At 37.5% G+C, this 11,498-nt stretch carries 10 protein-coding genes; 9 read left to right on the top strand and 1 reads right to left on the bottom strand.

The genetic code is table 11. From position 1 onward, the window contains the following. Positions 1–9: 9 nt before the first annotated feature. Entirely contained in the window at positions 10–1,089 is a 1,080-nt protein-coding gene (locus ACE1CA_RS27205) for a glycosyltransferase (RefSeq protein WP_413281523.1), read from the bottom strand. A gap of 513 nt (positions 1,090–1,602) precedes the next feature. On the opposite strand from ACE1CA_RS27205, the gene hepC reads away from it, so the two are divergent. From hepC to ACE1CA_RS27250, 9 genes are read left to right on the top strand one after another with little or no spacing between them, the layout of a single operon-like run. Next, entirely contained in the window at positions 1,603–2,529 is a 927-nt protein-coding gene (gene hepC, locus ACE1CA_RS27210) for a heterocyst development glycosyltransferase HepC (protein ID WP_413281522.1), read from the top strand. A 25-nt stretch (positions 2,530–2,554) separates the two neighbouring features. Then, the gene (gene hepA, locus ACE1CA_RS27215; protein ID WP_413281521.1) at positions 2,555–4,405 is read left to right on the top strand and encodes a heterocyst formation ABC transporter subunit HepA; all 1,851 of its coding nucleotides are present in this window, start codon (positions 2,555–2,557) and stop codon (positions 4,403–4,405) included. After that, positions 4,398–4,520 (top strand): hypothetical protein, encoded by a 123-nt coding sequence (locus ACE1CA_RS27220; protein ID WP_413281520.1) that lies wholly within the window; start codon positions 4,398–4,400, stop codon positions 4,518–4,520. Before hepA ends, ACE1CA_RS27220 begins: the two co-directional genes overlap by 8 nt. Then, a complete protein-coding gene (locus ACE1CA_RS27225) occupies positions 4,517–4,654 on the top strand; it encodes a hypothetical protein (protein WP_413281519.1) in 138 nt (45 codons plus the stop codon). Before ACE1CA_RS27220 ends, ACE1CA_RS27225 begins: the two co-directional genes overlap by 4 nt. Beyond that, positions 4,654–6,051: an O-antigen ligase domain-containing protein gene (locus ACE1CA_RS27230; RefSeq protein ID WP_413281518.1), complete on the top strand. Its 1,398-nt coding sequence runs from the start codon at positions 4,654–4,656 to the stop codon at positions 6,049–6,051. Before ACE1CA_RS27225 ends, ACE1CA_RS27230 begins: the two co-directional genes overlap by 1 nt. A 33-nt stretch (positions 6,052–6,084) precedes the next feature. Beyond that, complete coding sequence (locus ACE1CA_RS27235; RefSeq protein ID WP_413281517.1) at positions 6,085–7,851, top strand: 6-pyruvoyl-tetrahydropterin synthase-related protein; 1,767 nt, start codon at positions 6,085–6,087, stop codon at positions 7,849–7,851. Positions 7,852–7,866: 15 nt separating this feature from the next. Further along, positions 7,867–8,892 (top strand): glycosyltransferase family 4 protein, encoded by a 1,026-nt coding sequence (locus ACE1CA_RS27240; RefSeq protein ID WP_413281516.1) that lies wholly within the window; start codon positions 7,867–7,869, stop codon positions 8,890–8,892. An 18-nt stretch (positions 8,893–8,910) separates the two neighbouring features. Beyond that, complete coding sequence (locus tag ACE1CA_RS27245) at positions 8,911–10,104, top strand: glycosyltransferase (RefSeq protein ID WP_459563727.1); 1,194 nt, start codon at positions 8,911–8,913, stop codon at positions 10,102–10,104. Continuing rightward, the gene (locus tag ACE1CA_RS27250) at positions 10,097–11,485 is read left to right on the top strand and encodes a hypothetical protein (RefSeq protein WP_413281514.1); all 1,389 of its coding nucleotides are present in this window, start codon (positions 10,097–10,099) and stop codon (positions 11,483–11,485) included. The genes ACE1CA_RS27245 and ACE1CA_RS27250 overlap by 8 nt, the downstream gene beginning before the upstream one ends. The last annotated feature ends 13 nt before the right edge of the window (positions 11,486–11,498 follow it).

An 11,498-nucleotide genomic window follows, 5' to 3' on the forward strand; every position in this document is an offset into this window, starting at 1 on the left:
TCGAAGCAATTAAATAAATTCTGCGATCGCTCTATCTACTTTACTAAAAAAAGCTGTTTCAGAAAACTGACTTACAGCGTGATTACGAATTTTGTGATAATCCCAGGAAATTTTCTGAGCTTCCAGCAACGCTGCTTGCAGCGCATCTGGTGTTTGTTTATGAAAAAATACTCCAGTTTTTCCGGGAATTTGAGTGTCTAATACGCCACCTGCACCGTAAGCAATTACAGGTGTTCCGCTGGCATTTGCTTCTACGGGAACTAAACCATAATCTTCTAATGCTGCGACAATTACGGAGCAAGCTTTTGCCATTAATTGACTGCGTTCGGCATCAGTAACATGACCTAAAAACTTGATATTCTCTAAAGCTATAGATTCTAAATTTTCCCGTTCAGGCCCATCACCTAATATGTAAATAGGCCATCCTAACCAGTTAAAAGCTTCGACGATGATATCAATACGTTTGTAACCGAGTAAGCGTGCTGAAGCGAGATAAAAATTTTCTTTTGATTCAGAGAATACAAATTGATTGGTATTAATAGGATAGTTAATTACGATCGCTGGTTTTCCATAATGTTTTTGAATTCGCTTGGCTACAGTATGGGAATTAGCAATATAAATATCGGGTTCTTGGGCGTAGTTTAAATCTACCTGTCGCAAAATGTCGAATATCGGTTCAATTACCGGAGCAAATAATTTATAATCCGCATACTCTCGGAGATAAGTTTGAGTATCCCAAAGAAATCTAGTGACATTATGACAGAAGCAAATATGTTTAGCTTGAGGAGCTTTTCTTACTGCTTTGGCAAAACTACTACAACTACTAATAATTAAATCGTAGTCTTGTAAATCTAAAGCGCGAAATGCAGGAAAATATAGAGGAGCTAAGAGCCGAAAGTACTTTGATGCTTTAGGAATTTTTTGTAAGAAACTAGTATAGACTGTGCGATCGCCTAAATCTATAGTTCTCTCTCGGTCGTACAAAGATGTAAAAATGTCGGCATTAGGATAGCGCTTGCAAAGGAGTTCAAAAACTCGCTCTGCTCCACCTCTTTGGGTTAAATAATCATGTACTAAAGCAATTTTCATAATTATAAAAATTTTTTGAATGTAAACATCAGGCTAGAACAAAGCTAACAACAACTTGTCCGTTGGATATCTATCTAAAAGTAGATAAAGTTTAAGAAAACCAGGCATAGCAAAATTATTTACTTGCTCTGTGTTACAGATGTTACATCAATTTGGTTTGTTACAAAAAACACCAACTTAATTTAACAACGTTTAAGTTTTTTTTGCTTTGTAATTTAATAACGATATGTTTGATCGTCCGAAATCTAATAATTGGTATATCCAGCGATCGGCTACCCAAAAATTTTTTCAGCAAGCTCTATTTAATGTTGATTTTAAATTAGGTAAACTAACAGATTCTTCATCCTTTAGATAGACGTTTTAATAAAACTTCATAACTAGACTATGAAAGCAAAGACAATTACATACTAAACAAATTGAACTAGTTCAAGTACCTTGAGTACCAGGCTCTTTAATCAATGGCAACATTAACTACAAATTACCTTAAAGTGATTTCGTAAAAGGGAAAAGCAGATGACAACTTTTAAAGTTTGTACCTTAAAAGAATTGATACCAGGCGATCGGCAAAACTTTGATTATGCCGAGCCTAAGTATATACTTAAGTGGAGACTCGGTAAGTTACTGGTAAGTTCCCGCCCTGGAACAAATCAACCATATTTACCAGCCTTGGAGAACCGAGAACTACTGGTTAAATGCCTACAAAACTCGCCTGTACGCTTGGTTTTACTCGATCCAGACATCAGCGAGGATAAACTAAGACTTTGGGCAGATGCGGGCGAGCAAGCTAACAAAGCAGTATATTTACGCTTGCCTTCTGCTCACGGATTACCGAGAATGCGGAATCCCCTCAGCTGGGGTCTCAAGCGTGTGTTTGACTGGAGCGTTGCAGCTTTATTACTAACAGTATTAAGTCCACTAATGCTGGGACTGGCAATACTAATCCGGGCTAATTCTTCAGGGCCAATTTTCTACACTCAATGGCGCGTGGGAGAAAGAGGCAAATTATTTCGCATCTTGAAATTCAGGACAATGATAGTGGATGCAGAAAAGTATCACCATCAGGTAATGGCAAATCAGAAAGGTTTGCACAAATGCAAAGATGATTTTCGCGTTACTCCTTTAGGACGATGGATGCGTAAATATAGCTTGGATGAATTGCCACAATTATTTAATGTATTACGGGGTGAAATGAGTTTAGTCGGGCCTCGTCCTTGGGCTTTGTACGATGCAATCAGGATTAACAAAAAAGGACAAAAAAGATTAAATGCACTACCAGGCATAACTGGAGATTGGCAGGTAAAAGCGCGATCGAATTTGTTAGATTTAGATGCTGTAAATCGTTGCGATTTAGAATATTTGCATAGCTGGTCTTTGTGGCGAGACTTGAAAATATTACCACTAACAATGCTCAAAGTTATTTCGGGTTTCGGCGCTTATTAATTCATAACTGACCTGGGAAAATTGCATGACTCTTAAACAGCTAACACCGCTTCGGAATTTACTCAAAGCTACAAGATTTTGGCAAGAAAACTACATAATTCTCCGAGAATTCAAATACCTTCGTAAAGTCGCATTATTAGCTCTATTTTTTACTTTTATGGCAGCAGCTTTTGAGGGATTTGGAGTTGGATTTTTGTTAGCTTTTCTCCAAAGTTTAACAGACCCTCAAGCCAAGCCAATTCAAACGGGAATTCACTGGTTTGACATTTGGTTTTTAGGAATAAATACTTCAAATATGGAGCGACTTTATCGAGTTTCAGCCCTGATTTTAGTAGTAACTTTATTACGAACTGGGTTTACTTATTTGGGTCAAGTATACAGCGAAATTGCCAATCACACTTTAGCCGATCGCTTACGTAAAAGGATTTTTGAACAGTTGCAATCTCTCAGCTTAAGATACTTTGCCAAAATTCGTTCTGGTGAGTTAGTTAATAGTTTAACTTCGGAAGTACACCAAATATCCCATGCTTTTGGCATTACTTCTTTTTTAATTACTAGAAGCTCTACTTTAATTGCTTATATCATTTCAATGCTTCTCCTCTCTTGGCAGTTAACTGTTATTTCAATAATGCTGTTTGGTTTATTATCAGCAGCAATTACTACCTTATTAGGGAGGGTTAGAGAAGCTAGTTTTGAGTGGTCTAAAGCAGGCGGTTGGTATGCTTCAGTAGCGCTGGAATTTATTAATGGGATTCGCACAGTTCAAGCTTTTGCCACTCAAGATTTTGAGCGAAAAAGGTTTTACGATGCTAGTTCGCGACTGAAAAAAGCAGCAATTAAAGGCTTGGCTGCAAGTGCATCTGTTGAACCTTTAGCTGAAGGGGGAGCGACGGCAATTTTAGTAGGAATTTTGTTGTTAGCATTCGCTACTTTAATTCCTAAATCACAACTGAGTCCGGCAGGATTACTAACATTTTTATTTGTCTTATTTCGCTTAATGCCAATTATCCGACAAATGAATGGTTCGCGGGCACAAATTAGCAGCTTTCAAGGGCCATTAAGCTCTATTAAGGAACTGCTGAGAACTGATGATAAGCCATATTTAATCGATGGTAAATTACCGTTCACTGGTTTAGAAAGAGGCGTTGAATTTGTATCAGTTGATTTTGGTTATGACACAAATAATTTGGTACTGCACAATGTTACCTTAACCATTAAAAAGGGAAAAACAACGGCATTAGTAGGAGCTTCAGGTGCAGGAAAATCTACTTTGGCAGATTTGATTCCCCGATTTTACGATCCTACCGCAGGGCAAATTTTAATTGATGGGATCGATTTGCGAGAGTTTGAAATTAATTCCTTGCGTCGCAAGTTAGCGGTGGTGAGTCAGGATACATTTATCTTCAATGCTTCGGTGCGAGATAATATTGCTTATGGCACAGAAAATGCTGATGAAAAAGCAATTTTGACAGCGGCTAAATTAGCTAATGCTTGGGAATTTATCCAGGAATTACCGGAAGGTTTTGATACTCAATTAGGGGACAGAGGCGTGAGGTTGTCTGGTGGTCAAAGGCAGCGAATTGCGATCGCTCGTGCGTTACTACGTGACCCAGAAATTCTGATTTTAGATGAAGCGACAAGTGCCTTAGATTCTGTTTCTGAAAGGTTGATTCAAGAGTCTTTAGAAAAACTATCTCAAGGTAGGACAGTAATTGCGATCGCTCATCGACTTTCGACAATCGTTAGAGCCAACAAAGTGGTAGTTCTAGAAGCAGGAAAGATTGTCGAACAGGGAAAATACAACGAATTGTTGGAACAGCGAGGCAAACTTTGGAAATATCACCAAATGCAGCATGAATTAGGCAAAGTTGGCTAAAAGTTTAAGAACAAAATGTTTTGAATGTCCCGATCCAGCGCAAGTTTATGCAGATTTCGATCAAAGAGTGCGCGATCGCGTAAAAGTAATTCCCTATTACACCAACGAAACTTGATTACTAATCATTCTTTGTTAGAACAATTGCGGCGCAATGCTTATGCGACTGCACAAATTTACAGTTGGGCAAAAATTGCTCAGAAAAATCTGGGATTATACGAACAAGCTTGTCAACAAAAGTGCGATCGCTAATGACTAATTACCTACCCAAAAAAAGCTTTCATATTAGTTTACAACCTGCCCAAGCTTGGACAGTAATTCTAGGTTTCACACTCTTCATAGCAGTCTGTATATTGGCGAATGCAGGTGGGATTTTACGTTTAATGTTTCCCGCAGCATCTTTTATAGTTGGAGTATTTTTATATCGAAGATATCCCATTCTTTACATAGGTTTTACTTGGTGGATATGGTTTCTCGCACCTTGGATTCGTCGCTTAGTGGATCTCAAAAGTGGTTGGGTAGATCCTAGTCCAATTTTGTTAGCACCACCCTTAGTTACCCTAATTACATTTGCTTCTTTTTTACGCTATCTTCCCCAAAGTTATTACCAAGGAGGATTGCCTTTTATCCTATCTTTTTTAGGAGTTGGTTACGCTTTTTTAATCGGCTTAATTCAAGCCTCACCTACTTCTGCTATGCTTGCTTGTCTTAACTGGCTAACTCCGATCGCTTTCGGATTTCATTTATTCATAAACTGGCGAAATTATCCCCAACTTAGTCAAAATATTCAACGCACTTTTTTATGGGGAGTATTAGTAACTGGAAGCTACGGAGTATGGCAATATTTAGTAGCACCTGAATGGGATAGATTTTGGATTGTCAATACCGGAGCAGTTGCATTTGGATCGCCTGAACCTTTAGGAATTCGGGTATTTAGTACCATGAATTCTCCTCAACCCTTTGCCGTAGTAATGATGGCAGGTTTATTACTACTATTTAATGGCAAAGGATCTTTACGTTTTGCATCTGCCGGAGTGGGTTATCTCTCCCTACTTTTATCATCAGCAAGAGCAGTTTGGTTAGGTTGGTTAGTAGCAATTTTTATCTTAACTTCATCACTCAAAGCTAAATTGCAAATGCGATTAATTATTACACTTTTAGTAATAGTAATTCTCGTAGTTCCCTTAGCTAATGTTGAACCTTTCTCTTCCGTAATTGCCCCCAGAATTCAATCCCTTTCTAATGCTGACGATGATGTAAGTTACAACGAAAGATCTGAACGCTATCAAACTTATTTAGGTATTGCTTTAACACAAATTATTGGTAATGGCTTAGGAGGAAATGCAGCTTTAGGCCCTAATATTGACAGTGGCATTTTAGACATCTTTTACTCATTTGGTTGGTTGGGCGCTCTCCCCTACTTAGGCGGAATTATCTTATTAATTTTTAGCTTATTACAATACCCTGAAGTTCGTTTTGATTCCTTTATGGGTGCGGCTCGTGCTATTAGCTTTGGTGTATTCGCTCAAATAGGTTTAAATGGCGCAACTGCTGGGGTTTTTGGTGTTGTTTTGTGGGGATTTTTAGGTATAGCTTTAGCAGCGCATAAATACAACACTCAACCAAAGAATACTCCCGCAAAAACTTAAGTATTTAGCATTGAATTACAGGAAATTACTGTCATGTTATTAATTCAAAAGAAACAGATTACAAGAATTCATATTTTAGGAATAGTCCTGATTGGATTTATCCTGGCTATTCCAGCAATTTTCGGGCAAGTTTACGAAGCACATGACTTAATTGCCTTTCATTTAAAATGGGCGAAAAATTTCGCTGAACAGTTTTGGGCTGGAGAACTTTACCCTAGATGGCTGCAAAATATGAACTCAGGCTTAGGGAGTCCAGCTTTTTTCTTTTATGGGCCTATTTCCTATTATTTTAGTAGTTTATTTCATCCTTTTTTCCCCAACGATCAATATGGTTGGCATCCAATAAGTTTATCTGCTGCTTTAGCTCTCATAGCCTCTGGAATTACTGCTTATATTTGGTTAAAAGATATTACTAATAAAACTCCAGCGTTTATGGCAGCAATTCTTTATATGGCTTTGCCTTATCACTGGGCAGTTGATTTTTACACTCGTTTTGCCTACGCAGAACACTGGAGTTTTGTTTGGCTTCCCTTACTTTTATATTTCACTCGCAAAATTAGCAGAGGCTCTAAATTTGCTGTGGTAGGTTTTGCTATTAGCTACGCTCTGTTAATTATGACTCACTTAATAACTGTGTTAATGTTTTCCATTATTCCTATTTCTTATCTATTAGTATTAACTCCAAGAAAACAAAGAAAATCAGCTTTAATATCTCTCATAATTGCTATGCTACTTGGCATTGGTTTGTCGGCAATTTACTTATTGCCTGCCATGACTACCCAAAAATACATTTCCATGACAGCAATAACGACAGGGAGATATTTTTATGATAGCAACTTTTTGTTTTGGGGAGAGCATTTCTTTAATTCTAAATTTGTGCAATATTTAGGTTTGCAAACTGTACTTGTAACTGGGTTAGCTTGTGCAGCGTTTGTCATCGCTAAAAAGCATCCCTTACCAACAATTAGAAAAGAAAGTCTATATTGGATTATCATTGCTGTCAGTGCTTTTTTGATGACGTTACCTTTAAGTAAACCAATATGGCAAATCTTTTTTATAATTCAAAGAATTCAGCATCCTTGGCGATTTAATACTATTTTGACAGTAGCTACTACAGCACTTATAGCATTAGGAATTGCAGCAATTCAAAAACCAATTAACATTGCTACTAAGCAAATTTTAGCGATCGCAGCTTCACTAATTGCTATTCTTTTATTATCTGGTGCTGTAGTCACATATATTTATACTAATTCTGAACTCTTGATTAAATACACTAGCCTAGAAAAGCCAATAGACGTTAATCAAGAATTAAGTGTTAGTTTAGATGCACCGGAATACCGCCCGAAATGGGTATCTCCAGAAATCTTTGCAGAATCGGGAATTAGACAATTAGCTAATAGCTTTGAACGAGCAAAAATAGCTGTCGGACAAGGTAATTTATCAGTCGAAAAATGGCAACCAAGAAATATAGTTCTGCAAAGCAATGCCACAACTAATCTTTGGGTAAGTATCCATCAATTTTACTATCCTGGTTGGACTGCCAAAATTAACGGTGAGTCGCGTCTTTTGCCAGTACAACCATCAACAGGTGAGGGTTTATTAAGTGTGTCGATACCGCCAGGACAACATCAGGTTATGTTAACACTAGAAGCTGGTTTAGAAGAACGAACTGGACAAATTATTAGTGCTATTTTTGTACTAATAATAGTGTTTTTTACCTTCTGGGTTTGTCAGGGCAATCTACTTAATTCAACAACTCAAGAAAATCGCAATCAATCACATCAACTTACTCGTTTTTAAACCTGATTTTTAACCATGAAAAATCCTTCTAGTATTGTTTGCTGTACACCTGCTTGGGGCGAAAACTGGCAATGGTTCGCACCTGAACTAAGCGAATATCAACTCCATTGGCATTTTCATTATGATAAACCACGAGGAATTTTAGAAAAATACACTCGATTATCAGGAGTTCGTACCTGTTTAGAAGCAGTTCGTTCTGCAAAACAACATCAAGCTGATTTACTGGTTGCACACAATCCCAGATTATCATTTTGGTGTGCTTTTTTTGCCTTCTGCTTAGGTGTAAAAACTAAGCACATTGCCTATTCTTTCAACTTTCATGAATTGCCTCATGGGTTAAAACGCCAATTCATGAAAATAGCTTTTAAAAAAGTCAATCAATTCATCGTTCATTCCCAATTAGAAAAGCAACTTTACAGCGAATATTTTGGGATTTCCCAAGAACTTATTGAAACGAAACTTTGGTGTATGAATCCACCAAGAGTTGAACCGCAAGCACCACTAGAAGAAAGCGATTATATCTGTGCTATTGGGGGTAATGCGCGAGACTATAAAACTCTCATGGAAGCTATGAAAATATTGCCAGATTTAAAGATGGTTATTGTGGTTAGACCTAGTAATAGAAAAGATTTAGAAATTCCACCAAATGTCAAAGTTTTGGTGAACATTTCTGAACCTCATGCTATGAATATCCTGAAACATTCTCGGTTTATGGTGTTACCACTTAAAGGTGCAGAAGTACCTTGCGGTCACTTTACTTTAGTTGCTGCAATGCACCTTAGCAAAGGATTTATTATTACTAATTCTCGTGGAGTTAGTGACTATGTAATAGACGATTATAATGGCGTTACCTGCAAACCATTTGCGCCAGATGCTTTAGCAGAAGCAATTGTTAATCTTTGGAATGACCCGAAAAAATGTCAGAGACTTGGTGAAAATGGCAAAAAGTTTGCTGAAAAATACTGTTCGGAAAATTTGAGTCGTCAGCATTTAAAAAATATGCTTTTTGCTAATAATTCGCCTTGGAAAATTTACAGTTAACCTAGCGATAAATTGATGATGAAAATTCTATTTCTTGATCAAAGCGGGAAACCAGGAGGCGCAGAATTGTGCTTGTTGGATATTGCGAAACCTTATCGAGATAAATGTTTAGTAGGTTTGTTTGCTGATGGTGCTTTTAAAGAGTTGCTAGAACAACAAGAAATTCCTGTTCAAGTTTTAACAAATCAGGCAATCAAAGTTAGGAAAGAGAGCAGTTTGATTCAAGGTTTGAGTAGTTTTGGTCAAATTACACCTTTGATTAGTGAAGTAATTAAAATTAGCCATAATTATGATTTAATTTATGCTAATACGCAAAAAGCTTTAGTAGTGGGTGCGATCGCCAGTTTCTTCACCAATCGTCCTCTAGTTTATCACTTACATGACATCCTCTCTTTAGAGCATTTCAGTAAAATTAACCGTCAGATTGCTGTTACATTAGCTAATCGTTTTGCATCATTAGTAATAGCTAATTCTCAAGCAACCAAAACAGCATTTATCGAAGCAGGAGGAAACCCAGAAATTACTAAAGTTGTTTATAATGGTTTTACATCTAAAATTTATGACATTGATGAATCAAAAATTTACTACCTTAGACAAAATTTAGGAATAGATCGGCAATTTGTCATTGGACATTTTAGCCGTTTATCTCCTTGGAAAGGGCAGCATATTTTAATTGAATCACTTACCCATTGCCCGGATAATGTCACAGCAATTTTAGTTGGAGATGCCCTATTTGGTGAAGAAGATTATGTCCAAGAGTTACACAAACAAGTAGCAAATTTAGGTTTAGAAAAAAGGGTGAAGTTCTTAGGGTTTCAAGCAGATATCGTACCTTTAATGAAAGCTTGCGATTTAATTACTCATACTTCAATTTCACCTGAACCTTTTGGGCGAGTAATTGTCGAAGCAATGTTATGCAGGAAACCTGTAATTGCTGCTAAAGCTGGAGGTGCGATCGAATTAGTCGAACATCAAAAAACAGGTTGGTTGGTAACACCTGGAAATTCTCTGGAATTGGCAGAAATTATTAATCACTGTCGCCAGCATCCAGAGTTATGTGAAACGATTGCCCAACAAGGGCAAATTGTTGCTAGTCAACGCTTTGACTTGACAACAATTAATCAACAGATTAGTCAATTATTGATCGGGGTGATATCTTGCGGAAATGAAAAGGAAAGATTAGAAAAGGAAATTTTTACCGCAGATGAATAAACAGAGATTAATCACCATAATTACAGCCACATTGCTGTTTATTTTAGTAGTTTCAATAGGGCAGGAAATGAAATCAAATAATCCCCAAGCTGCACCAAATACCAATGTTGAAATTGCTAAAAGTGCCGATGCTTTTGTTGATAGTATTGGCGTGGTTACTCACTGGGGTTATCCCGATACTCCCTACGGTTCCAGATATGAAGAAGTCAAGCAAAAATTAGTGGAATTAGGTATCCGTCATGTGCGCGATACTCTCTCTCCTCGCATCCAAGATTTAGCCGCAGTTGGAATTAAAAGTCAAGTGGGAGTTCAACCAAGTGAAGGTACTCCTACTCAACTTAAAGATGCGATCGCAGCTGCTAATCAACCCACTGCTGCTATTGATTCTGTAGAAGGGCCAAATGAACCAGATATTTTTTGGCCTCGTTCCAATATTTCTTATCAAAATCAAGGTTTTCCTGAAGGCGTAATTGCTTTTCAAAAAGACCTTTATACCACTTTAAAAAGCGATCCTAACACGAAAAATCTTACCGTAATCGGGCCAGCATTAGGACAAAGTTACGGTTACGAAACTAAGTCACCTTTGGGAAAAGATACCTTAACTAATTATGTTGATTGGGGGAGTTTTCACCCCTATCCAGGTGGCGGTAATAGTTATAGCGCACCTTTTAGTTATAACACGATCGAAAAGTACTTTTGGCAGGGGAATTTTCCGGCAGTTAATATTGATGAATGGCCTTATGCTTTTGATATTTGGGCACCGCCATTTGGTAACAAACCAATGGCAGCAACAGAAACAGGTTACAACACTTCTAGAAATGGTATTTCTGAGCGAATGCAAGGCAAATATATGCCACGATTATTTTTAGAATATTTTCGCAAAGGCATTATTCGTACTACATCTTATGAATTTCTTGATGAGTTCAATAACCCTGATAATCCAGAAGCAAATTTTGGTTTATTGCGTAACGATCTAAGTCCAAAACCTGCTTACACAGCTTTGAAAAATGTAATTGACTTGCTCAAAGATCCTGGTGCTAATTTTACTCCTAGTTCGTTAGATTACAGCATTTCTGTTAATCCGCCTCCAGAGTACGATCGCACCCAATACCTCCATCACCTCTTACTACAAAAACAAAATGGCACCTTTTACTTAGCACTTTGGCATGAAATTTCTAACGGCGACATCAGCAGTACACCCGTGCGAGAAATTACACCCCCAGATATTCCCGTTACTATTAGTTTGAGTACGCCGATTAAAGAAGTAATTAGCTATTCCCTAGACGACAATGGCAATATGTCTTCTCAGCCAATATCTTCTACTTCAACTATCAATTTGAACATACCAGATAAAGCATTAATACTTGCGCTCAGTCCTTAACAAAGATTACCCA

The organism is Floridaenema evergladense BLCC-F167, assembly GCF_041929205.2.
Taxonomy (GTDB): domain Bacteria; phylum Cyanobacteriota; class Cyanobacteriia; order Cyanobacteriales; family Aerosakkonemataceae; genus Floridanema; species Floridanema evergladense.

Coding starts and splice junctions, on each gene's coding strand:
- hepA (WP_413281521.1), top strand. CDS start 2,555: ATGACTCTTAAACAGCTAACACCGCTTCGGAATTTACTCAAAGCTACA.
- ACE1CA_RS27240 (WP_413281516.1), top strand. CDS start 7,867: ATGAAAAATCCTTCTAGTATTGTTTGCTGTACACCTGCTTGGGGCGAA.
- ACE1CA_RS27245 (WP_459563727.1), top strand. CDS start 8,911: ATGAAAATTCTATTTCTTGATCAAAGCGGGAAACCAGGAGGCGCAGAA.
- ACE1CA_RS27250 (WP_413281514.1), top strand. CDS start 10,097: ATGAATAAACAGAGATTAATCACCATAATTACAGCCACATTGCTGTTT.
- ACE1CA_RS27230 (WP_413281518.1), top strand. CDS start 4,654: ATGACTAATTACCTACCCAAAAAAAGCTTTCATATTAGTTTACAACCT.
- hepC (WP_413281522.1), top strand. CDS start 1,603: ATGACAACTTTTAAAGTTTGTACCTTAAAAGAATTGATACCAGGCGAT.
- ACE1CA_RS27235 (WP_413281517.1), top strand. CDS start 6,085: ATGTTATTAATTCAAAAGAAACAGATTACAAGAATTCATATTTTAGGA.
- ACE1CA_RS27205 (WP_413281523.1), bottom strand. CDS start 1,089: ATGAAAATTGCTTTAGTACATGATTATTTAACCCAAAGAGGTGGAGCA.